This is a genomic window from Spirosoma pomorum (genome assembly GCF_054776615.1).
On record NZ_BAAHBP010000002.1, the window covers coordinates 201142 to 225566 of the forward strand.

General features: G+C 50.0%; 17 protein-coding genes. 5 read left to right on the forward strand and 12 right to left on the reverse strand.

All coding sequences use genetic code 11. The features are described 5' to 3' along the window. Nucleotides 1-139: 139 nt before the first annotated feature. On the reverse strand, nucleotides 140-4303 hold the full coding sequence (locus ACYVAD_RS06640; protein WP_461138698.1) for a carbohydrate-binding protein: 4164 nt from the start codon (nucleotides 4301-4303) through the stop codon (nucleotides 140-142). Nucleotides 4304-4809: 506 nt separating this feature from the next. Here ACYVAD_RS06640 and ACYVAD_RS06645 point away from each other — a divergent pair. The 3 genes from ACYVAD_RS06645 (at nucleotide 4810) to ACYVAD_RS06655 (ending at nucleotide 7100) form a co-directional block, all read left to right on the forward strand. Next, the gene (locus tag ACYVAD_RS06645) at nucleotides 4810-5169 is read left to right on the forward strand and encodes a hypothetical protein (protein WP_461138699.1); all 360 of its coding nucleotides are present in this window, start codon (nucleotides 4810-4812) and stop codon (nucleotides 5167-5169) included. A 115-nt stretch (nucleotides 5170-5284) separates the two neighbouring features. Beyond that, nucleotides 5285-6328 (forward strand): tRNA preQ1(34) S-adenosylmethionine ribosyltransferase-isomerase QueA, encoded by a 1044-nt coding sequence (gene queA / locus ACYVAD_RS06650; RefSeq protein WP_461138700.1) that lies wholly within the window; start codon nucleotides 5285-5287, stop codon nucleotides 6326-6328. A gap of 76 nt (nucleotides 6329-6404) precedes the next feature. Next, a complete protein-coding gene (locus ACYVAD_RS06655; RefSeq protein ID WP_461138701.1) occupies nucleotides 6405-7100 on the forward strand; it encodes a 2-C-methyl-D-erythritol 4-phosphate cytidylyltransferase in 696 nt (231 codons plus the stop codon). A gap of 110 nt (nucleotides 7101-7210) precedes the next feature. Here the strand turns inward: ACYVAD_RS06655 and wrbA are convergent, their stop codons facing one another. The 9 genes from wrbA to ACYVAD_RS06700 form a co-directional block, all read right to left on the reverse strand. Further along, nucleotides 7211-7810 (reverse strand): NAD(P)H:quinone oxidoreductase, encoded by a 600-nt coding sequence (gene wrbA, locus ACYVAD_RS06660; RefSeq protein ID WP_461138702.1) that lies wholly within the window; start codon nucleotides 7808-7810, stop codon nucleotides 7211-7213. A 149-nt stretch (nucleotides 7811-7959) separates the two neighbouring features. After that, entirely contained in the window at nucleotides 7960-8415 is a 456-nt protein-coding gene (locus ACYVAD_RS06665; RefSeq protein WP_461138703.1) for a hypothetical protein, read from the reverse strand. A gap of 21 nt (nucleotides 8416-8436) precedes the next feature. Beyond that, on the reverse strand, nucleotides 8437-8934 hold the full coding sequence (locus ACYVAD_RS06670; protein WP_461138704.1) for a hypothetical protein: 498 nt from the start codon (nucleotides 8932-8934) through the stop codon (nucleotides 8437-8439). A 435-nt stretch (nucleotides 8935-9369) separates the two neighbouring features. Then, nucleotides 9370-10815, reverse strand: coding sequence for a SusD/RagB family nutrient-binding outer membrane lipoprotein (locus ACYVAD_RS06675; protein ID WP_461138974.1), 1446 nt, complete (start codon nucleotides 10813-10815; stop codon nucleotides 9370-9372). Nucleotides 10816-10918: 103 nt separating this feature from the next. Beyond that, nucleotides 10919-14158, reverse strand: a complete 3240-nt coding sequence (locus tag ACYVAD_RS06680; RefSeq protein ID WP_461138705.1) for a SusC/RagA family TonB-linked outer membrane protein — start codon at nucleotides 14156-14158, stop codon at nucleotides 10919-10921. A 482-nt stretch (nucleotides 14159-14640) separates the two neighbouring features. Further along, nucleotides 14641-16128: a glycoside hydrolase family 130 protein gene (locus tag ACYVAD_RS06685; RefSeq protein WP_461138706.1), complete on the reverse strand. Its 1488-nt coding sequence runs from the start codon at nucleotides 16126-16128 to the stop codon at nucleotides 14641-14643. Nucleotides 16129-16278: 150 nt separating this feature from the next. Continuing rightward, a complete protein-coding gene (locus ACYVAD_RS06690) occupies nucleotides 16279-18600 on the reverse strand; it encodes a glycosyltransferase family 4 protein (protein ID WP_461138707.1) in 2322 nt (773 codons plus the stop codon). A 229-nt stretch (nucleotides 18601-18829) separates the two neighbouring features. Next, on the reverse strand, nucleotides 18830-20863 hold the full coding sequence (locus ACYVAD_RS06695; RefSeq protein WP_461138708.1) for a sialate O-acetylesterase: 2034 nt from the start codon (nucleotides 20861-20863) through the stop codon (nucleotides 18830-18832). 88 nt (nucleotides 20864-20951) lie between these two features. Beyond that, nucleotides 20952-21254: a DUF4286 family protein gene (locus tag ACYVAD_RS06700; RefSeq protein WP_461138709.1), complete on the reverse strand. Its 303-nt coding sequence runs from the start codon at nucleotides 21252-21254 to the stop codon at nucleotides 20952-20954. Between the two features lie 83 nt (nucleotides 21255-21337). On the opposite strand from ACYVAD_RS06700, the gene ACYVAD_RS06705 reads away from it, so the two are divergent. After that, a complete protein-coding gene (locus tag ACYVAD_RS06705) occupies nucleotides 21338-21772 on the forward strand; it encodes a cytochrome B (RefSeq protein WP_461138710.1) in 435 nt (144 codons plus the stop codon). Nucleotides 21773-22065: 293 nt separating this feature from the next. Then, the gene (locus ACYVAD_RS06710; RefSeq protein WP_461138711.1) at nucleotides 22066-22611 is read left to right on the forward strand and encodes a C40 family peptidase; all 546 of its coding nucleotides are present in this window, start codon (nucleotides 22066-22068) and stop codon (nucleotides 22609-22611) included. Here the strand turns inward: ACYVAD_RS06710 and argB are convergent. Further along, nucleotides 22600-23382 (reverse strand): acetylglutamate kinase, encoded by a 783-nt coding sequence (gene argB / locus ACYVAD_RS06715; protein WP_461138712.1) that lies wholly within the window; start codon nucleotides 23380-23382, stop codon nucleotides 22600-22602. The two genes, ACYVAD_RS06710 and argB, sit on opposite strands and share 12 nt — an antisense overlap. Further along, entirely contained in the window at nucleotides 23379-24338 is a 960-nt protein-coding gene (locus ACYVAD_RS06720) for an N-acetylornithine carbamoyltransferase (RefSeq protein ID WP_461138713.1), read from the reverse strand. Before ACYVAD_RS06720 ends, argB begins: the two co-directional genes overlap by 4 nt. Nucleotides 24339-24425 lie beyond the last annotated feature (87 nt).

Genomic DNA, 24425 nt, shown 5'->3' on the forward strand with positions numbered 1-24425 from the left:
TTGGTTCAGTCACTAAAAACTTGAGTGAGCTACTTTGTTTATCAATTGCCTTAAATTTCTTTAATCCCTTTTTAACGGTAAAGCCCGTCCACTCAGCGTTGAGTGGACGGGCTTTACCATTAAGCTTGTGATCGTTTCCTTAGCGGGTTTTCAGAACTTTACGAAATACGCGCTCCTGGCCTTGTCGCAGCTCCACAACATACGTACCGACGGGTAAAGCTGACACATCTATTTTGCCAGATACGGTGTCTTCTTCTTTTTTCAGTTTTACCTGTTTGTGTAAGCGCCCAAGACTGGCATCGAATATCGTTACGTCCAGATCAGCGACGATCTTATTGCTTACCGTTACGGTTAAGTAATCGACCGTTGGGGTCGGATACACTTGCACCGCTTTCTCTAGCATAGTGGGCAGTTCAGAAGCCGTCACCCGGGCCGTGCCCCCCGAGTTTGGGACAACGAAAAGGGGCGTTTCGGTAACCGTCAGGCTTACGTGCCCGCTAGAAGCGACTACTTCTTCTACCTCCATATCGGCACTACCAGCCTTTGGACGGTAGATTTTAGCGGACCCGGCTCCGTTCAAATCCAAGGTATAATTGAGCGTGCGCGCACGCTCATCGGGTACGACCAGCATATACATCGATTTCCCGTTCAGTTCGTAGCGGTCCACGATGGGATCAGCATGGGTCGTTTCTTTGTAGATATAATCACCGAACAACTTACCCGTCTGAAGCAGGAAGTCAGCGGCCGGGCGTCGACTCATGTCGGCATTGATCAGCCCGGACGTACCAAACATTCCACCGGAGGATCCATTGTCATCATACATCTGATAAAAGAACACTTTATCGATACCCAGCCGGGCGGCAAACAAGGAGGTACGTAAAATCCAGTCACCCTGCGTCTGCAACGCCGACTTATCACCAACTGGAATTGCTTTTAACGGACTACCCTGATTTACGTCATAACCTGCTTCTGTAATCCAGACTGGCATATCGTACGATTGCTCCCGGCTCACTTTCACAAATTGCTCCAGAATCGTATTAGCGCTCGTTACTTCGGGAGCTGCTCCGCGGGTAGACGTGCCGCTCTGGGTCATTGAGCCATTATCGGTATACAAGTGGAAATTGATTACGTCCCAGCACAGATCAACCGTGCCATCCGATTTATACCCCCGAAATTCTTTACACCAATCTACCATTCCCCGGACGAAATCAGGTCCCGTCACGACACCCATCATCACTACTTTCATGTTTGGATCCGCGTTTTTGACGCCTACCCCTGGCCCCATCGTATTCTTGTGTCCGTCGTAAAAAGCTGATAGGTTGGCGGCATACTCCCGGGCGTTCTGATAAGCTTTTCTGCCTTTCCACCATTTGTCCCGCTCGTTATCGCATTCGATATACTTAATCAAATTCAGGCCAATCTTCACCGAGTTAGGCGTATCAGCATGCCAGCGTGGTGTATTATGAACGCTCAAAAGTGCGGGATCAACGTTGGGATTGCTGCCGTAACGGGCCGCGTATTGGAAGGCTACTTTAGCCTGCTCGATGTAGGAAACCGGCTGAGTGAAATCTTTTCCGTAGCGGACGGGCACATTCTCGGCATCGCGCTCCCCATCCGGATACGTAGCAAGCATCCAGTCGGGCAGGGTTTTTAGACAGGCGAGTATCTCGATGTTCGCCTGTTTGCAGCGCTCATAAATAGCATCGTAATTCCAGCCGCCACTTATGGTCGGATTATAGGAGTAGACACCCTGGGCAGATTCAAGTTTCTGCCAGTCCATATAATGACGAACACCCGTAAAGCTTTTAGCCGCGTTCATCTTCGTCTCGTTGATCTGCCAGGGCGTTTCGCCGTCTTCGAAGTTCCACTCGTAGGCATTTACCCCGAACATATCCCGCAGTTTTACCGGCTTGGCAGGCTGACCCGCCCGGGCCGACGAAACGCCAGTGTACGTACCATACAGTTCGATCTCGGTAGGCAATTCACCCTGAATACTCAGCACCAGATAGCGAATGTTGCTGACCGGTACATCCAGTTTAAATTTCGCATCGCCGTCAATGGACCGCTCCGGGTACGGGCCAACCCATGTGCCGTACTCCTGACCGGTAAACCGGGCAATGGGTATCCGCTGCCACTGGTCGGTAACCACTGACAGCACGACGGGCTTGTCCACCGTTGTCCCCTCGAAATCGTACAGCTTAATGCGTTCAATGGTCATCTGCTCGTTGGCCAGCAGCGGATAATACGCATCGTATTCATTCACGACCTTGCCCCAGCCCGTGTTGACGCGTACCTGCGTTTCGCCATCAAACAACGCATCCAGTCCGTACGTGGCATTGGTTAGCTGGTACCAGCGTTTGGGATCAAGGGTAATTTTGCTGGCCGTTGATGGGGCAGGTACCGCCTGCACGACCTGACTCCGGCTTACGGACTGAGCCGCAACAAATGATGTACTACCCGCCTGGGCTGCCGTGATGGTAGCTGTACCAGCCGCCAGCGCTGTTGCCTTCCAGATACCCGATGCGTTTGACACACTGACGATCGTGGGGTCGGAAGACGTAAACGTGATCGGTGTTTCAGTATTGTTGCTGGTCGCTTTTAACTCAAAAGGTTCGGGGCCTGCTGTTCTGGCGGGCAACTCAGCGAACGTAATAACAGCCTGTATTTTCACGGGTGCTGGCGGTGGTGTTGCTCCCACCGTAGCGTCAAACCAGTTCAGATTAAACGCTCCCCGGTTGGCGTAGAGACGTAACAGTTGATTCCCGGCAGGTAATGTGACCGACGTTGTAACGGTTGTCCAGTTCTGCCAGCCACCTGTTTTTGGTACATCAACTTGTCCCAATACGGCCCCCGTTGCCGATTTCAGTTCAATCAATCCATTGCCCCAGCTATTGGCAACCCGGAACTTGACGGTGTACTGACCAGCCGTCGCCACGGCTACGTTATAATCCATCCAGTCGCCATCGTCAATGTAGGCCACATTCTTGCCGCCCCCCGTATCGCTGGTTGTTTCCGGACGTACGTCCGTGGCGACATCGAACGCTTCGGCTTCGATCTTCCCAGGCAGCGATTTAGGCGCCTGCGCTTCAAACCAGTTGATACTAAATATTCCTTTTTTAGCGTACAACCGCAAGGTTTGCGTACCATTGGGCAGCGCAGCCACCACCGTAGCGGTCTGCCAGCTTTGCATCCCCCCCGTACGTGGTACGACCAATCCGCCCAGCCGAGCGCCATTGGCGTTACGTAGTTCCAGTTCCGCTTCGTCGCTGAATCCATTGGCAACCCGTAGCTTAAACGAGTACATACCGGCCGTCGCCACGCTGACGGTATAATCCATCCAGTTGTTATCGGCAACCCAGCCCACATCCAGGCCACCGCCCGTATCCTCGGTCGTTTCGGTCCGGACACCGCTCATCGTATTGTAATGCTCCGCTTCCAGCCGACCGGGCAGCACGGTGGTATTAATGGCTTCGAACCAGTTCAGATTAAAGGCTCCTCGTTTGGCATAGAGACGTAGTAGTTGGTTTCCCGCCGTCAGGTTAGCAGTTGTACTAATCGTTGTCCACTGCTGCCAGTCACCCGTCTTGGGCACATCCACCTGGGCCAGAATAGCCCCCGACACAGACCGTACTTCGATCAGGCCGTTTCCCCAGCTATTAGCCACTCGAAAGCTGATCGTATGCAGTCCGCCCCGGCCAACGGTTACGTTATAATCCATCCAGTCGCCGTCGTCGATGTAGGCCACATTCTGCCCCCCGCCTTCATCGCCCGTTTGTTCCGGACGTACATCGGTGGCCACATCAAACGCTTCGGCTTCGATGCGACCGGGCAGAGGCTTAGGGGGTTGTACGTCAAACCAGTTGATACTGAACACCCCCTTCTTGGCGTACAACCGGATCGTTTGATTGCCAGCGGGTAGCGAAGCCGTCAGATTCACGGTCTGCCAGCTTTGCATGCCCCCCGTGCGCGGAACAATCAGACCGCTCAGCCGAGTACCGGCCGCGTTACGTATCTCCAGCTCCGCATCATCGCTGAATCCATTGGCAACCCGGAGTTTAACCGTATAAATGCCTGCCGTGGCGACGGTTACTTTATAGTCCATCCAGTTTTTGTCGGCAATCCAGCCAACGTCCAGCCCCCCGCCCGCGTCGTCGGTAGGTTCCGTACGAACGCCACTCATGGCTTTGTAACTTTCCGCTTCAATCCTACCTGGCAAGGTGACGTAGGATTGGGCAAAATCAGCGCCAGCCGTTCCCATCAGTAACGTACTGCACAACAAAAAACGACGTAAAATTTTCTTCATGCTACGCTGGATTAGAGAACGAATAAGCAGACAATCAGTGAGATAAACTGAGTAAAGATGTTGGCTAATGGTTACAATTCCAATCAACCATAGAGGCTAACATCCTGACAATTCTGTTATAATTCCGAGCAATTTTTGCTCCATATCTCTTTTCTAGCGAGGTAAAGTTTTCGCCGTTTCCGAACAAAATCCAAGAAATTAGTGACCAAACAGGCATTATCTCGTCACACGGCATGAAGACATATACGTCTACGATCTGGCTACCACTTCTTTTTTGCCGCTTCTTTCTTGGTAGCGAACACCTCAGGGAAATCTCCCCTTTTTATTAGTCGGTAGTCAAAACCGATAAGTGATCATTGGCGCCAGGTCTTGGTGCCCTGTTTTTGCTGCGGCCAGTTGTGACAGATAACGGGCACGAACTACAGCCCAATGACCGAATGCCTTTTTACCAAAACTATCCGTTTCATTTCCCGTTTTACAGGTAAGCATTTAAAGGTCTAGACGCTATGAAACACTTTGATACAGCGACGGAAGCGATGGAAGATCTTCGCGGTCGCGGCTACACGCATGAATTTGCTCCCAAGAATGATCATCTGGAAGATCAGAACTCGGACACCAAGCTGAAAAGTAATGAGTTTGAAGTCGATGAATTTCACCGCTTTGAGGGTACATCCGACCCCGGTGACGAGATGACCGTTTACGCCATCTCTACTTCCAACGGCCTGAAAGGAGTGTTCGTTTCTGCCCAGGGAACGTACGCCAACGAAGCCTCAGCCGAGTTAATGGCCAAGTTCAACGTCGACCATCCGAACGTCAATACTGACGGAGCCGTTAAGCCGATTAACTCGGCTGGTTCTTTTCAATAAATCTTTTTCGCATATTTGCAAGACAAAAACCCGGAACATGCCAAATTTTCCGGGTTTTTGCTTATCTTTGCCTTTTTTACAAGCAACGCGTCGTTCTTTTTTGTATTGATACGCTATGAAGTTATCCGAATTTAAATTCGATCTGCCCGAAAGTCTCATCGCAAAATACCCCGTTGAGCGAGGTGAATCCCGTCTGATGGTTGTTGATCGAAAAACCAAAACCATTGAACACAAGCAGTTTTCGGATATACTGAGCTACTTTGGTGACGGCGACGTAATGGTGATTAACAACACCAAGGTGTTTCCAGCGCGCCTGTATGGTAACAAAGAGAAAACCGGTGCCAAAATTGAAGTCTTCCTCCTGCGCGAACTAAACCGGGAGATGAAACTCTGGGACGTACTGGTTGATCCGGCCCGCAAAATCCGGGTGGGGAACAAACTTTATTTTGGCGATAGTGATCTAGTGGCCGAGGTCATTGATAATACAACCTCCCGTGGTCGTACGATTCGGTTCCTGTTTGACGGCAACCACGAAGAGTTCATGAAAGCAGTGGACGAACTGGGCGAAACTCCCCTACCCCGCGAAATTAACCGGGAAGCCGAAACCGCCGACCGCGATCTGTATCAGACTGTCTTCGCCGAGCACGTCGGTGCCGTTGCGGCTCCTACGGCTGGTCTGCATTTCACCCGTGCGATGATGAAGCGCATGGAAATTAAGGGTATTCACTTTGCTCCGGTTACGCTGCACGTCGGTCTGGGTACGTTCCGGCAGGTTGACGTGGAAGATTTGACTAAACATAAAACGGATTCGGAGAACTTCCGTATTCCAGAAGAAACGGCGTCGATTGTTAATACAGCGCTGGACGCGGGTAAACGAGTCTGCTCAATCGGCACTACGTCACTAAAAGCGATCGAATCGTCGGTGTCGGCCAACAGCCGCCTGAAGCCGGTAGAAGGCTGGACGGATAAATTCATCTTCCCGCCCTACGATTTCAAAATTGCTAACTCACTCTTGACGAATTTGCATCTGCCCGAATCCATTCTGGTGATGATGACGAGCGCCTTTGGTGGTCATGAATTGATCAAGGAAGCGTATCAGGTTGCAATCAAGGAGAAGTATCGCTTCTTTGGCTACGGCGACGCTATGCTGATTTTGTAATAAGTGATTGAGATGGCAGGTAGTTGGTTATTTTTGTGGTACGTACCACTGAATAACCAACCACTTGCCTCTTTATATGCCAACCGGTTCTTTACCTCGCTTTGCCATCATTGTAGCAGGCGGCAGCGGTAGCCGGATGAACGCCAGCGTTTCGAAACAGTTTTTGCTGCTTCAGGGAAAGCCCATCCTTCAGCGCACCGTCGAGCGCTTTCTGGCCGTAACTCCAACACCCCATATCATACTGGTTCTGCCCGAGCGCGATTTAATCATCTGGCAGGAACTATGTCTTCAGCACCAATTTTTCCCGGACACTACCAATAAGATCCAATCCGTATTAGGCGGTGCGACTCGTTTCCAATCGGTTCGAAACGGACTGGCTGCGATTCAGGATAGCGAAGGGCTGGTTGCGGTTCATGACGGCGTCCGCCCGTTCGTAACTTCTGACATTATTGAGCAGAGCTACCAAACAGCCGAACAGACAGGTTCTGCCGTCACCTGCGTTGCCGTAAAAGACTCCGTACGGGTGGTCGATCCAGCGGGCCGGAGCCAGGCAGTTGACCGGAGCCAGTACCGACTTGTCCAAACCCCTCAGACCTTCCGGCTTGATTTATTCAGACAGGCATTCCAGGTCGAGGAGCAGCCGTTTTTTACGGACTGTGCCAGCGTCATTGAACACGCAGGCTACGCCATTACACTCATTGATGGCTCCTACGAAAACATCAAAATCACGACTCCCGAAGATCTTGCCTGGGGACAGATGGCGACTTTATAAGAAGGAGAAATGCGTAAGATAGTGAGACAAAAGAACTGGGACGCCAGAAGAAAGTAGCAGGTTGTGAAAGCTGCCTTTCTTCTGGCGTCCCAGTTCTTTTGTCTATTGCTCTATTTGCCTAAAAACTTCGCCGTTACTTCGGCTACGCGTTTTCCCTGAAACTTAGCCGCGTCTATAGCCACTTCATCAGGCGCAACGGTTCCGTTCTGACTGACAAAGGATGTACCATACGGATTTCCGGCCTGGAATTGAATGGGATCAGCGTAGCTAGGAGCTACGATGATACAGCCCCAGTGGTAAAACGTATTATTCAGCGCTAAAATCGTACTCTCCTGACCGCCGTGTTGCGTGGCGGCACTAGTGAAGGAAGACCCGATTTTGTTAATCAATTTACCCTGGCCCCAAAGAGGACCAGTCGTATCCAGAAACTGTTTCATCTGAGCGGCTGGCAATCCGTAGCGGGTTGGAGCTCCTAATATGATAGCGTCTGCCCACTCCAGGTCGGCCAGCGTTACCTCTGGAACATCCTGCGTTTCGAGTCGATGACTCGCCCAACCTTCGTTTGATGCAATAGCTTCTTCAGGAGCCAGTTCCTTTACTTTAAACAGTTTAACCTCGGCCCCGGTAGCGGCAGCCCCTTCTTCAACTGCTTTCGCCAACTTGTACGTCGTGCTGGTTGCACTGTAATAGATCACTGCAATCTTAGCCATGTTTTCAATCGATTAGATTCGAAGCAAAATTCGTGTACGTACCTTTTATGTATATACTACTATATACTACAAATCAGTGCTTTTGTTTTCGTTCACCAAAAAAGGGTGAGCCCGACAGACCCACCCTTCAGAAAATGCAATTTATAAACCTATGAATTGCCTAACGTCCGATCTGGCTCGTTAGCCCGTGTAGCGGGAATTGCTCCTTCGCTCGTACTACGGTTCCAATCGGCGTCGGTTACTATAACGGCTTCGTCAGTTGCCTCTGGCTGCTGGTAAGCCGTCATTGGGTTATCTTCGTCCGTTGTTGCTTCCTCAGCGTCGCTAGGCAAAGGGGGTTGTCCCCACGAGGCACGCTTCGATTCTTCGATGTCTTCGTTATAAATCCCTTCCTTATCGTCATTCTCAGCTACTAATGATTCTGCCTGAGTGACATCACCGGGCACATCGGTGTCACGGCTATCAGCTACACGAGATGGAAGTTCATTTTCCAGGTTTTTATCGTTCAACTGAGCCAGTTCAGGAGCGATGCCCATAGTGCTGTGCATCTGCTGAGCTGCATATGACTCTGTACTTTCTTTGCGGGAGTTGCTACTTACGCTCATAACGTTGATTATTAGGGTTGATTAATAAGTCGGTTTGTTGTTCAGATCAGTACCCGTTTCAGCTATGTCGTCATGCTGTTCTTGCTGGGTGTCCTTGACCTGATCCTGCTCTTTTGCTTCTTTCTCGGCATCGGGCGTATCAACCTCATCGGCGGACGCGTAATCGTCCGGACCACTGGTCGTTACGTCGACGGTTGCCGTGTTCGTTTTGCTCTCGCTAGCAACAGCACTGTTTAGTGCTTCTTCCGTAACCTCCATGGTGCTATTATCACGATCGCCCATACGAAGTATCCCGTTTTTACCATCCATGTCCGTGCTGCCAATACCGCGGTTGTTGCGACCATCCTGGCCCCCACGAACCTGCAAACTATCTAATCCGTTAGCAGAGTCCTCCTGGTCAGCCCGGTTTCTATTATCTTCTGCCCGTACATCGACGTCAGCATCATCAGATCCAAAAGGACCTTCTGTACGGCCATTTATTTGCGTTTCGTCACGATCGACACCTGTTTCCTCCTTCATATCGTTGAATCGGTTAATTGACTATAATAACTCGGTAGAATTCAAAAAGTTTGTCAGTAAGCCCTACGTAGACCTCAGAATCTTGATAGATGATATACGCTGATGGATGGCCCATCCTATTTATTGATGATGATACCGATTAATCACTTTTAGCCTTATTAACTGTACTATATTCATGTTAAATTATAATCCAACAAGAAAATATATTATCTTGCCACTCTAATATGCAGTAGAGCACAGCGGTTTCGATCTACGAAGCCCATTCGCGAGAATACCTTGCCCGCTTTATTGTCTCTTACTTCGATTCTGGACTTTACTAGTTGGATAAAGCGTAATGCAGAAAGCGGACCGATATTGTTGGTCCGCTTTTTTGTTTTCACCAAATACAAAAATGGCTCCCCCACTTCCGGAGGAGCCATTTTTATAAGCACTCTATTATTTATCCCACCACACTCGGGTATACTGATTATCAGCCCCCTGACGCGCTATTACGGTTGCGTAATTCGTTGCATTTAGCGTAGTCTCAGTTACTGGGTAGGCCAACCGACGTGGAATCTCCGTTCCTCCATTCAGCGTGGTCGGCGCTGGCGTCAACGCAGGATAGCCAGTACGGCGCCAGTTATTCCAGGCTTCGGTTCCTTGGAAGAATAAGGCGATCCAGCGCTGATAGCCAATACGTTCCAACGCGGCTGCTTCGGTATAAGCTACATCCGACTGTGCGACGTAAGCGGTGTAGGCCGCGTCTGTATAAGCCGAGCCCATCCATTGTTGCATAGATGCCTTAACAGCAGCTTCGTAAAGGGTCTTCGCATTACCCGTTATCCACCCAAGTTTAGCGGCTTCGGCTTCTGCGAATAGCACCTGAGCGTAGGTTATGATGTTAACGGGGGCCGTACGGCTAGCGATCGTATTGGCTGCCAGCGAAAAATCCTGTGCTTTACCTGGAGCAGGGAATACTCCATACGGCACCCCTGCATATTCTCCGCGCAGATTAGTAGCGGCCATGTAAGGTAGACGGGGGTCGTTTTCCTTTTTCAGATAGTTAACAAAGGTGTTACTAACCGCAAAGTCTTTCCGGTTATTTGTCACGTAATTATTGTACAACGGGTTTTCGTTGTTCGCGTCAGCCAAGAACTGATACTTTACGTTATCGCTGTTCGATGCCAGTACACCGTCAGCCATGGCTGCCGCAAACTCCGTTTTTCCCTTCGTTGGATCAACTTTCGACAAACGTAAGGCAGCAATCAATCGCAGCGAATTGGCAAACTTCTTCCAGCGGGTAGCATCGCCGTTCAACAAAATGTCACCTCTCACGGTAGTTCCTCCGTCGAACTGCGCAGCAGCTTCTTTCCACTCCTTGAACAGATCGTTGTAAATATCCTGCTGGCGGTCAAACGCGGGGGAAAAGTTTTGGTCAGCTTTCAGAGCCTGCGAGTACGGCACATCACCCCAGCGATCCGTTATGAACTGAAAGATATAAGCCTTCAGAATACGAGCGATAGCGATCTGATTAGCGTTTGACCCATAGGTTGCGGCTCCTGCCCGTGTGCTTTCGTTAGTATTCTGATCAATAATCGTTTTCAGACTAATCAGTGGACCGGCATACAGACCATTGTAGCTGAAATTGATCGTCTTGTAACGAGAATCCTCAATGTACGTGACATCGCCAAACTGCTGCACATAAAGTGCGGGGGCAATGTTGTAACCCCCAGGTCCGACCTGGCTATTGATAACCCCTACGTTCCGGACAGCCCCCGTCAGCAAACTCGCTGTATTCGGTTGTAGCGCGCTGTTCGTATTGGTATTTATCTCTTCGAAATTGTTGCAGGATGTCGTTACCAACATTAGTCCCGCGAACAGAATGGACAGTTGCCCTTTCATTCGTTTCATCTACTTTATAGTGTTGATTTGTTGTATCTCGGGGATCGTTTACGCCTATTTCAAAACGTATAAATAGGCGTAAACAATCCCTGAGAACATGAATTTAGAAACCTAAACGTACGTTAACCCCGAATGAACGAACCGGTGGCAATTGACCACCTTCGTACCAGATCGTTTCCGACTCAGATATATCGATTCCTCCACCGATAGCGCTGTAAATCAACAATGGATTCCGGGCGATCAGAGAAATGTTGGCCGATTTTATTGCTTTACCCAAGATGCGGGCTGGCAGGTTATAGCCGAGCGACACTTCACGCAGTTTTACGTAGGTTTTGTCGTAAATCCAACGCTCGTTAAGGGCAAACAACCAACCTTCATACAGACTCTGTGCATCAACGCGGGTTGTGTTTTGCTGCCCTTCCGTCGTTACGCCATCAAGAAGAATACCACCACCCGACGCAGGATCATCACGCTTTGGATTTCCTAGTTCGTTCAAACCCGCCGTTTCTGCCGCCAAGCCCGACCCTGCATTGAACATCTTGGTCGTTGAGAAGAATTTTCCGCCTACGACGAAGTCCGTGTTGACCCGTAAGACAACACCCTTATACGTGAAGGTATTCAACCATCCGCCCTTGAATTTTGGTAGTACTGATCCTAGATACACGTTGTCTTCCTTCACGTAAAGACCAGCGGTGCCCGCTTTAACATTATCTTCCGTGGGTGCATAAACCAGCGGCTTACCGGTAGCCGGATCTTTCTTGATACCTTGTCCGTACAAAGCGCCCCAATCTTGACCGACCCGAGCATTAAGGGTCAACGTACGCCACTGTGGGCCATCAACTTGATAATTGCTCAGACCGTCTACCAGACTAACGACTTTGGAACGGTTCCGGTCAACGTTGATGTCAAATTCCCAGTTAAATCCATTGGCTGCTTTTACAGGATTTGCGTAGATATGTAGTTCCAAGCCCGACGTCTGAATCAAACCGGCATTAATTACGGCGTTTGAATAACCACTGGTCGCGGCAACCGGCAGCGGGATGATCTGGTTCTTGTTTTCGTTTCGGTAGGCCGTGAATTCAACGCCTAAACGATTCCCTAGGAAGCGCAGATCGATACCTCCTTCGTACGACCCGGATAAGCCGGGTTGCAGATTATTGTTGGGCAGAGTCGTTGGCAAGAACGCGGTTGGGTTGTTGCCGTAAGCTGTTCCTGCGCTATACGCCAACGCCAGCTGATAAGGACTTACGTCGGTCCCAACCTGCGCGTAACCGGCCCGAATTTTCCCATATGACAGAATCTTGTTTTGCGGAATGAACTCCGTAAAAATCAGACCGGCCGACACCGAAGGATATAGATAACTGTTGTTTGCTTTTGGCAGCGTTGACGCCCAGTCATTTCGGATCGAAGCTTCAACGAAGACAAAGTCCCGGAAACCTAAACTTACGTTACCGAAAACACTGTTCACTTGGTTCTGGAACAGGTAGTTGTTAGCCAGGGGACGGTCGATAGATGCCGCAATGTTGTAAAATCCTGGTGCTGACAAACCACCCTGCGTAGCCTGGAACAAGCCATCGGTGCGGTTATAACGAATGTTACCACCCGCGTTAGCAACTACCGATATATCCTTGAAGTTTTGGTTATAGTTAGCCAGCAGTTCGTAGTTATTTTCTACCGAGTTTGCTGCCAGTGTCGAGAATCCACCCAATCCACCTGCATTTAGGGTTCCAATAGCGATACGTCCCTGCTGGTAGAAATTGCTCTGATCCCGGCGAACCGTAGCCGATGCCTTCAGATTAGGCGTAAACTGATACGTCAGGCCGAAATCACCAAACAACCGGTTACTCCGGTTAGTGTTCGTGTTTTCATACGCCTGAGTATATGGGCTATCCCAGTATTTTGGTCGAGGATCTAGCGGCCCACCAATATTCCAGCTTCGGAACGTACCATCTGCGTTTTTGTAGTTGCGTAAGTCATCGATTGATAGCTGACGCTGGAACCATTGGTTAAACGAACCGATCGTCTGGTTGTAGCCAGTCAACGTTGGGTTGGAAAGTGCACCAAGCCCAAAAGAACTCAGAGGGTTATTCGATGAAGTCGTTCCTCCCGTTGATCCATAGCGGTCAGCGGGCTGGTTCAGCGTACGAACGGTTGTGTAATTGATGTTTAAGTTGGCAGTCAGCTTATCGGCAAATTTGATCGAGTTCTTCGCGCTGACGTAATCCCGGCTCTGTGACGAGTTTGGCACGATACCGTTGTTGATGATGTGCGTGTAAGAAATTCGACTCTGGAAAGCGTCTGTACCCCGCGAGAACGCGATGTTTGTGTTGTTACTGATTGGTTTTTCGAAGAAGTCGCGCACGTTGTTCGGATTCGGCGAAAACGGAGTCAACTGGCCGAAAGCAGGTCCCTGCTGCCACGAAGCTGCCGACCGGTGGGGTGAACCATCCAGACGAGGTCCCCAACTTTCGTCGGCGGAGTAATCCAGAATTTTCTGGCCATTGAATGATGCCCAGCTCGCCGGGTGAATTTTAGGATCGTAGGCAAACGTTTCCCATTCCTGCGAATAGCCACCACCGTATTCATTTTGGTACTTAGGCAACAGAGCTACCATATCAAGCGTCGTACTGTGGTTGATATCCAGCCGCGTTTCACCGGCTTTGGCCCGTTTCGTTGTAATTACGATAACACCAGCCGACGCCCGGTTTCCGTACAGAGCCGATGCAGACGGTCCTTTTAATACAGACAGCGTTTCTACGTCATCCATATTTACCTGACTGATATCCGTTGGTGTACCGTCTACTACGTAGAGTGGATCACTGCCCGTCAACGAGTTGACCCCCCGGATTCGGATACTTGGGTTACCAAATTTCGCCCCCGATTGACCAAGTACCTGTACGCCGGCGATTTTACCAGCCAGTGCATTACCTACGTTCTGATCACGAGCAATGTTTAACTTCTCCTGCTTGATGTCCTGAACGGCGTAGTTCAGGGCCTTCTTGTCCCGCGCGATACCCAATGCCGTGACTACTACTTCCTGTAGCTGACTAGCGTCGGAAACCAGTTTGACATCAAGCGTTCTACGGTTTCCGAGTGGCGCTTCCTGCGTCGTAAACCCGATGAAACTAAAAACCAACGTCGAGCCGGCGGGTACGTTAAGTTGATAGTTTCCGTCGGCATTCGTACTCGTTCCCCGAGTTGTTCCTTTTACGGAAATATTTACTCCGGGCAGTGCAGCACCATCCTCTGATGATGTAACCTTACCACTTACTGCTACGTCTTGAGCCAGCAGCGGCAAACTAAATAAGCACAGTATAAGCTGTACTATTAAAAGTTTTCTCATAGATCAAAAACCTGACAGTTAAGAAAAATAAATTTTAATCACTATATCAAAAATGTACAAAAAACAGTCAACAAAAAAGTTCTGTAATACCCCCCTTCTACCGTATAATTATTGGCCATCTGCTCAATAAACATATTATTGTTTTATCCAAAAACCAATTGCCTGTAAATCAACTATTTATGATTTTTTAATATTGTTTCTTTAATTAGAGAGCGTGCATGGTTATTAATCGGTCTTTAATTAAATTTTAATCTTATATACTTAATCCATATACATCCTCGATATGTACATGACGAAAGTCTTGAGTATTAAAACGTAACAGGTATACTCATATTAGATTAGTTATATTTACTCAGTGCATCGAGTAGTCCATTATAGTATATTGGCGAGCAACTATTTGATCCGCTCTACCTTTTACAAAAAGACCGGGGCAAACCATCTTGAATGGTTTGCCCCGGTCTTTTTGTAAAAGTTTGGACTGCTTACCTTGTTACGTGTTCAACGGCTTCTGGCTTCTTTTTACCAGTCAGTTCCGCTAATAGCTCGTCGACGTTAACCGTCGCGAAACTGCTGGCGTAATCAGCCATGGCGTAAGGAATAATCAGATCGCGGCCACTGATCAGCCCCCCGCAGCTATAGACAACGTTTGGCACGTATCCTTCCCGCTCATTCTCGTCTGGGCTAAGGATTGGCTCAGTCGTGCGGCCAATGACTTTGCTCGGATCGTTCAGATCCAGCAGGAAAGCGCCCACGGCATACTTCCGCATGGGGCCGACGCCGTGACTCAGCACCAGCCAGCCTGCTTCGGTTTCGATAGGCGATCCGCAGTTTCCTAACTGCACGTACTCCCAATGGTATGTTGGCTTCAGAATCAGCTCTTTTGTTTGCCAGAAGTACAGATCATCGGAGTACATCAGGTAGATGTTTTCTCCGTCCTGCCGGGAGATCATAACGTATTTACCGTTGATCTTCCGAGGGAATAACGCCATACCTTTGTTCGACACTTCAGCCCCGTTCAAGGTACTGACGCTAAAATGCGTAAAATCCTTTGTCTCGAGCAGTTGCGGAAATGTTACGCGTCCGTTGTAGGCCGTATAGGTTGCGTAGTACGTAACTTCTCCGTTATCATCAGTAAACTGCACAAACCGGGCATCTTCAATTCCGTTTGTTTCGTTCGGCGACGTAGGAAAGATACACCGTTCATCCAGGCTCTGATCTTCGTCAAAGTGAATCTCGTAGTTCGACTTTGCCAAGGCCAGCAGTCCACTGGCGATGGTGTCGTACTCGGCGTTGTAACGATATTGCGCTAAAACGCGTTTGATCTGCTGCTCCAGTTCCGACAGACTGAACTCTTCGCCCAGGCCCGTCATCATCTTCTCCTGAATGCTGTTCTCCAGTCGCAATTCGTACAGCTTACGTTCGAACTGGGCGCGGGTAAAGCGGTGATTCGGAACAATATCGGGCGCGGTTACGTAACGCGATGGCTTGCGAAGAACAATCTTCCCTTCTTCGTCAATGTAGCCCATGCGGAACGAAATGGACGATACGTGTCCTTCGCCCGTTGCCCGCAGGCTGATTACGAACCGCTTGTAGCCAGGCGGAACGTTTGTCTGATCCGGGTGCCACACCATGGATGGGTTAAACAAAGCTGCTGATTCGAGGGAATACTCCATCGTGAAGTAAGCTCCCAGCAACAGTTGTCGCTCGTTTGATTGGGGCTCGTCGGTCAACAGGTGCTGTTTTATCTGCTCGAAACGCTGCAACAAAAAGCGTTCGAGTTTGTAATGTCTCCCCCCAAATTCCCGAATGACTTCGTCGAGTTTGGCGGACGCTTCCTCGTCCGTCATGGAGTTGACACGGGCAATAATTTTCAGTGTGCGAGTAGTGCTACCCAGATCAAAGGGCCGGAACAAAACCCGGGTTGGATCAGGTCGGAGTACGATACCGGTGCGCGTTGCTTTCAAACTCATAAATAATCAGGTACGGTGTAACTGCAAGCAAGAACGAAAAAGACGTTGAAAACAAGATGACAGTTCGCTAATTAACCGCAGATTGTTGTCAACGTCTTTTCTCCCGCAATTATCGGGCAGTTTATTGATGATTGTAAAATGACGGATAAATTAGCCGTTGGCGAGTGCAATCATCGACACAGGTGCGGCCTTGGTCTGAACCCGTTTTTTCTGCACGTGATATAACTCAGCCAGGGCCAGCAGGTAAGACAGCGTCGATTCAGCTCCCTGGTTCTGATTCACCCGGTCGATGTGGAGACCGTCACGGCATCCACCTGTTTGCTGATCGTACAGCGGCAAACCTAGATCATTGCCACCCAGGAACCATTTAAACACATGGATTGCTGTCCGGTGCCATTCTTCGTCACCCGTTACGTCAAACGCAGCCAGACAGGCCGACATCGTGCTTTGCGCTTCGAGGGGTTGCTGGTCAAAATAAGCCCGGGTGCGGCCCCGAACGTAAAACCCGTCGGAACCGATTGGCTGGAAATGCCCCCGTTCGGCTGTCTGTTCTTTGATTAGCCACTGCAGCGATTTCAAACCAATTTGAATAAGTCGTTCTTCGCCGGACCGGATCATAACGTGTGCCAACACGGCATTATCGTACGAGAGCGTATCTTCAAACCAAGGCCATTCTTCGGTAGCAGTTTCCGTGTATCGGAACAGGAGTTTATCCAGTAGCTGATGTTGAATGGTTTTAGCCAGCCGGTCATCGTTGAACCTCTTCTGGTACTCGCAGATACCCAACAAAGCAAAGGCCCAAGCTCTTGGCGATGCCATCTCAGCAACACTCGGCAGGACTTTCTCCACCAGGTTCAGCGCCCAGGTCACCGCGTTGCGGTCTTTGGAACGGCCAATAACGGCGCCCAGCGCCCAGATGGTCCGACCGGTACTGTCATCGGAACCAACGTCCTCTAGCCAGCGTCGATCATAACTCATGAAGTTCCGGAACCGCCGGTGGTCTTCTGAATAGGCGTGATTCAAGAAGGCGCAATAATCATCGGCCGCCTTGTTCAGCTTCATATCATCCATGCCGGCTTCTTGCAAAATAGTGGCCAGCAGAAGCGCCCGCGAATTATCGTCGGTGCAATAGCCTTCGTCGTAGAAAGGCAGGTGATAACGAGCGTGCTGTACGATACCGGTCGAATCGGTGAGCCGGTATAGATGATCCAGTCGCAGCGTTGGTAATTTGAAGGCGGTGCTTCCGTTCCCCCCCATCGTGTAGGGAGTCTGGTTATTGATTACGCTCACCCGCTCCTGCCGCGCTTTGGCGAATGAATGTGAATATTGCTGAATCACCTGCGACCAGATCATTTCACGACCCAGCATGTATCCGCGTTTCCGCATGGCGTGCCGTTTTCCCTCATCGCTAAGCAGATCAATAATCGCATCTGCGAAGGCATCAGCTTCACCGAATGGAACCAGTGATCCACGGCCATCAGCTAACAGTTCTTCCGCATGCCAGTATGGCGTCGATACCACAGCTTTGCCGCAGCCCAGTGCATAAGACAATGTACCAGACGTAATCTGCGCCGGATTGAGGTAAGGCGTTACGTAAATGTCGGCGGAACCTAGGTATTCCAGTAGGTCTTCCAGTTCAACGAACTGATTGTAGAACCGAACGTTGTCGCGCACGCCACAGTCTTCAGCCAGCTTTTTCAGGCTATCGCGGTATGCTTCTCCCTCATGCCGGATCAGATGCGGATGGGTTGCGCCCAAGACCATATACACCACGTTTGGAAACTGCTCAACGATGCGTGGCAGTGCCTTGATCATGGTTTCAATGCCTTTGTTAGGCGACAACAGACCAAAGGTTAACAGTGTCTGTTTACCTTCAAGACCGAACTGATCTTTGTAGAAGTGCGTATCGACGAACGGCATATCAGGAATGCCGTGCATGATAACATCAATCTTTTCTTTGGGAACTTCGTAAATATTGATCAGGAAGTCCCGGCCTTTCTCTGACATGCAGATGACCCGCGCCGATAAATCAGCGATGCTCTTGAGCACCAGCAGTTGTTCTTCGTTGGGGTTTTTCAGAATAGTATGAAAGGTCGTAACAACTGGCATGGTCAAGTTACGCAGCAACGTTAAAATATGGCTGCCAGCTGGGCCGCCAAAAATACCATACTCGTGTTGCAGACAAACAACTTCCAGATCTTTTGAATTGATGAACTCAGCCGCTTTGCGGTATGCATCCTGATCATGCTGATAGAAATCATACCGGACTTCACTGGGGTAATCGTATCCTTCCAATGTGTCGTTTACAGAAACGACAATTGCGTTGGAATCTGGAATAAACGAATCATACGACTTGTACAGGTCGGACGTAAACGTAGCAATGCCACACTGGCGTGGTAGATAATCACCAATAAATGCTACGTTCTTTGGGTTATGCGTCCATACTGCTGAGGTCTTTGTTTGAGTCGTCATATCGCTAGAGGGTATCAGAAACCGCGCTATTAGGCGCGATGTATTGTTTATTTCCTCAAGTAAAAGCGATGAGAGCCCCTATTTGTTTAAACGGATTAGTACAAATTCGTTGCCAGAATTCAGACGTCAATACCTTTCTATTCTTTACGGCAATTGAATATAGTTTTCGCCCTATTCTATATCCGTAAAACCATAAAATTAACCCACCTAACGCTTTGTTATCCTGAAGCTAATAGGTTCGCAATACAGCCTGTGCCGTATCGTCTTCGCCATTGTCGTAGCCATTGTTAGGCGTGGAATCAGGGTCGGCTACGGCAGCCAGTTCAATCTGCGCTTTTAGTCTATCGGACAGGGATTGCTGTGCGGCTACTCGAAATTGTAATGTTGCCGATCCTCCGGCGGTCACATCGCCCAGGTTTCCCCGTACTACACCTGCTTCCAGGCGCATACCAGCACCGTCCAGAAATGCCAGCCCCGCAGGTAATTGGCAACCCACCTGAACGCCCCCCGACGGCCGACCGCCCCGATTGCTGACCACTATACTGACCGTGATAGGTTGGCCAGGAGAAATAACCTGGCTACTAAGGGCCAATTGCAGACTTAAATCAGCTTTGTCCGCGTCAGCGACAGGTTGGTTCGAAGCTACCAGTGGTAAGGATGGCGCATTAACGGATAAGGGGGTAGCGAACACCTGATTACCTGCCGAACGAGTGCGAAGGCTGATCAATGCCAGGTCATCTTGCCCATCCCCAATACTGGTGTTTGTCCGCGAGTCGACATCAAGCTCGTTCATCCGGGCAACTTCTGCCGCAAAGCGATACGTTCCCTCCTGACTTGGGCGCACCAGAAACGAACGGGTTGCCGTTGTCCCCGCGGGCAGATTGGGTATGATGGCCGAAATCAATCCCCTTTTGTGCGAAACTTCCCCATCCATGAAGAGCAGCGGCCCTGGCAGTAAGCTTCGTACTAGTACATTATTGGCGGCCACCGCTCCTTCGTTTCGTACCGTGACATAAATACGGACGGGCGCATTCAGATTAGGCGCGGTTGCATCGGCCGACAGCGACAGGCTAAGATCAGTAGCCTGGATGTTGGTGGGTAGTACGGGGGTGGTATTTCGAAAGAAGTCGTCGTTCATGGCCTCGAACCAAGCATCGCCAAGCTGCCGGATGCCATCGTTGGTAAAGTGTACAACGTCCTCCCGTGGCATTTGTACGACGTCCGTATTTGGGCCAGCGTATACCTGCACTCCGTTCTGAATAACCTGATTCTGTGCGTTGATCACCGGCGCGTACTGGCGCAAATTATAGTTGTAGTACAGGTTATTGTCCATCGACGCCCGCGCTACCATCCACGGGATTTGATAACCCATATCCTGTCGTGATTGCCGGATGACCGTTTCCAGATCGGATGCGTAGTTGGGGGCTGCGGGGTTGATATCATAAAACTCGGCTTCGCCCTGGTGCCAGAGTACAGCGCGCAACCCCGTCAGCGGTACGTAATCCTGCGCCACCCGCTTCAGATTCCCGTAAGGCATACCCGGCCGGAAAAATTCGTTATACGACGTAGCGGTACTGTCGACCGTAATGCTTTCCCGCCAGTTCCGAACGGCCGTCCCTGACCAGCAGGTGTTGTAAAACGCTACCGGTACATTGAAGCGAGCCGCCAGCCGATCGCCCAATCGTCCCCAGCACCAGGCACTTTCTCCCCGGGGGGCTACGTAGCCAGTTGTTGACATAGGTGCTCCAACAAACGGGATGGGGAGCCGGGTCGTATCCGTGATATTTCGCTCCGATGAACAGACAACCCGTTCATCGGCGGGATTGACAGCGCCATAGCCAAAAATCCCCTGTCCATTCGACTGCCCCGCCACAGCAAATACCTCGCCGACCCCAACAGGCTGTACCACTTCGGTCGCAGCAACTCCTCCGGACCACGACCGGATTTCCAGCCGGTACCAACCTCCGTTAACGTTCACCTGCCCTCGATACTGCCCCTGTGTCGGTGCTGCGTCCAGGACCGCCCAGTCGGTATTAATTCCCTGTCCCGCGTTCCGGGCAAGCACACGCCACTCCACCCGCTCGGCAGGATTAGGACAGGTGCCCAAAATCGTCATGATTGTTTGATTAGCGTTATTTCGTTGCAGGACCGTATGCGGCCGGGGGAACGTAACGGTAAGCTGCCCGAGTACAGTCAGCGGAATTAGTGCAAACGCAATGAGCCTGCTGACCAGCAGTAATCGTTTAAGTAAAGGTGTAGACATATGGATGGCTGGATATACGTAAGACGAAAATCCAGTCCATCGGGCTTATCTACAACTCAACACGCGCGTATTTACTAGACGGCAGGTCTCAGATTTCTTCAAGCAACGTATCAAACGACACAAACTGACCACCGAACCGATGTTGGATTCGCTTCTGTATAGGTTCAGCATGCAGATCAAGGAATGTTGTATAATCGGCCATGTCGTTAAAATTGAGCTGCACCGAGTACGTCAGTCCCCCGTTATCGATTTCGGTCAGTAACCGTAGCATTTTGTGGCCAACTGGCAAACGCGTTGCCATAACGGCGGGTAGGTAGAATTTCTTCATCCAACTCACCCAGTCTGGTCCACTCTCAACAGCTACGCTGTATGTTGTATTGTAAAGAATCATACGTAGCAAACACGCATTGATGGGCGTAAGTTGGCGGTTTGGTTGTTTCTTTGCCGGACAATTACCGTAAAACTATCTGCTTTATGTACCCTGGTCTCGTACACGCCCACTCTGGCCTCCGCTGGATTGCTCTTATCTTATTAGTTGTTGCTGTTGTAACAGCCATCGCCAAATGGCAGGGACGTAGCGGCTACACGGACGGCAACCGCAAACTGTACCTGTTTACCTTAATTTCTGTTCATACCCAGTTGCTGATTGGTTTGTTGCTGTTCTTCATCAGCCCCAAAGTTAATTTCTCGATGATGAGCGAAAAGATCTATCGATTTTATACGGCCGAGCACACAGCCGGTATGCTAATCGCTATTGTGCTGATCACCATCGGGTATTCTAAATCCAAACGGGCAGACGATGCTGTTACGAAACAACGCCTGATCGGTATTTTCTACGGAATCGGTCTGCTGTTGATTCTGGCATCTATCCCCTGGCCTTTCCGTATTCCAGGAGCAGGCTGGTTCTAAGCTTACAATTCATTTCTTTTTTCGAAGCCATCGGAACTCCCGCACAAGGTGGGAGCCGATGGCTTTTTTGTACTCTTTTGGCCAAACACTGCGTAAATAGTCTATTAAGCCTATATTAAATTATATATTTTTCTTTACTCCTATGATTGCCTAAGTCAACTCACAGTCAACGGCTTACGGACGTGGCACTAAAAATTTCGTAGAAGACTGTGGAAATAAATCCCCAAATAGTTTGGCATTTATTCCACAGTCTTCTACTTTTATATCACGTAATTTGGCTTTGACCTCTTTTTATGATCAAAAAAGTGCTCCTGACAGCATTTTCTGTTGTCTCGTTTGGCATGGCTCAAGCGCAAACCGTACCCGCCGTAACACAGGTACCTACCGTAACTGAAGAATCTTTTTACGAACAACTGCCCATCGTTAGTGATGTAATCGGTTTCGCCCGTAAGCATCTAGCCGTCCGGTACCGATCAGGGGGCACCTCCATCCGGGGTTTCGATTGTTCAGGCTTTACTCGATTCTGTTTCAGCAAATTTGGTATTGCATTACCTCACTCCAGTGCCGCACAAGGTAACGTAGGGGAAGCCGTCGAGAAAAAAGACGCCCAACCCGGCGACCTGATCCTGTTCAAAGGCCACAGTTCGGGCAGCAGCCGAATTGGTCACGTCGGCCTGATCACCGAAGTTATTGGCAACAAAATCAAGTTTATCCATTCGGCCTGGAATGGCGGTGTCCGCTACGATTATCTGGATGCGGATTATTACCAGCGCCGGTTTGTTGGTGTCCGGCGCGTGGTAACGATGCTAGCTCAGCAGGAAGCCAGTTTACAGCTTTAATGTTGTTCCTGCCCCCTGCACAACGGCGGCCGCTACGTCATCAGCGTGGCAGATAATCACTTTCTTCACGCCGTTCTGTAGTGCGTTGAACGCGTTGTCCAACTTAGGAATCATTCCTTTATTGATCACACCAGCCGTTTTATAATCGGCGTAGAGTGCGGGCGTTAATTCATTAATGACGCTGTTATCATCGTCCGGATTCAACAGAACGCCTTTTTTCTCGAAACAATACACCAGCGTTACGTCGTTATGACGCACCATATCCAGTGCAATGGCTGATGCCATCGTATCGGCATTCGTGTTGAGCAAGCTTCCTGTGGCGTCATAGGTCAGCGGAGCAAAGACGGGCGTCAAATCCTGCCGAAGAAAGAACTGAATCTGCCCAGAATTGACTTCCTCGATATCGCCCACAAATCCGTAGTCGATCTCCTTCACCGGACGCTTGTGCGCCAGTACAGTCCCGGCATCCGCACCGGTCATACCAATTGCGTCTACGTTCAGGACTTGTAGCTTCGCCACGATCTGCTTGTTCACCAGACCACCATACACCATTGTCACAACGTCAAGCATGGACTGATCGGTAATTCGCCGACCGTCGACCATCGTCGTTGGAATATTTAGTTTCTCGGCAACCTGCGTAGCGATTTTACCCCCGCCGTGAATCAATATTTTGGCATCGGGCAATCCAGCAAAGGCTTTGAGGAAACGGGATAGAGCCTCGGGCGCGTCAATTACGTTTCCGCCGATTTTTACTACGGTAAGCTCACTCATAACGACAGAAGGATCTCTTTTAACACCGCCTGCGCTGACCATTCGCGGTTAGCGGCCTGCTCAACAACTAACGACTGCGGACTATCCAGTACGGCGTCAGACACTTTCAGGTTGCGACGTACCGGCAGGCAGTGCATAAACTTACCACTATCCGTCAGCGCCATGTCTTCCATATTTACAGCCCAGGAAGAGTCCTGCGTTAACACCTGACCGTACTGATTGTACGACGACCAGTTTTTACCGTAGATGAAATCGGCTCCCGCAAAGGCTTCCTCCCGATCGTAGATAACTGGTGTATTACCAACGAATTCAGGGGCGAGTTCGTAACCTTTTGGATGAGTCATGACAAAATCTACATCGCCCGATTGAGCACACGCGCCCATCCATTCGCTGAACGAGTTCGCAACGGCCTGTGGCAAGGGTTTGAAATGTGGTAACCAGGTTAATACAACCTTTGGCCGGGGTTTGGTTTTTGCTTCGTCAATAGTAATACAATCGGCTAGTGACTGCAACGGATGCCGCGTCGCCGATTCCAGATTGACAATAGGCACCTTAGCGTACTTTGCGAACTGGTGCATAACTTGTTCGCGGTAATCTTTATCCCGATCCTGTAACTCGGCAAAAGCCCGGATGCCAATCACGTCGCAATATCGCCCGATAACGGCCGCAGCTTCGCGAACGTGTTCAGCTTTATCGCCATTCATCAGGACGCCTTCTTCCATTTCCAGCCCCCAGCTGTCCTGGCCTACATTCATGACCATGACATTCATCCCCAGGTTTTGAGCGGCTTTCTGGGTACTGAGCCGTGTCCGCAGGCTGGAGTTAAAGAAAATAAGACCGATGGTTTTGTTTTTACCCATTTGCTGATCAGCAAATGGGTTGGCTTTGGCCGCGCGGCCGGACTGGATCAACGCATCGAGGTCGGTGACATCAGCCAGCGAAAGGAAATTGGTCATTGAATTAGCTAGTCATTCGGGAATTCAACTACTGATCTGGGTAGTCTAAACGATACGGCTCAGACCAGTGGCCTGTTTTTCTACTAA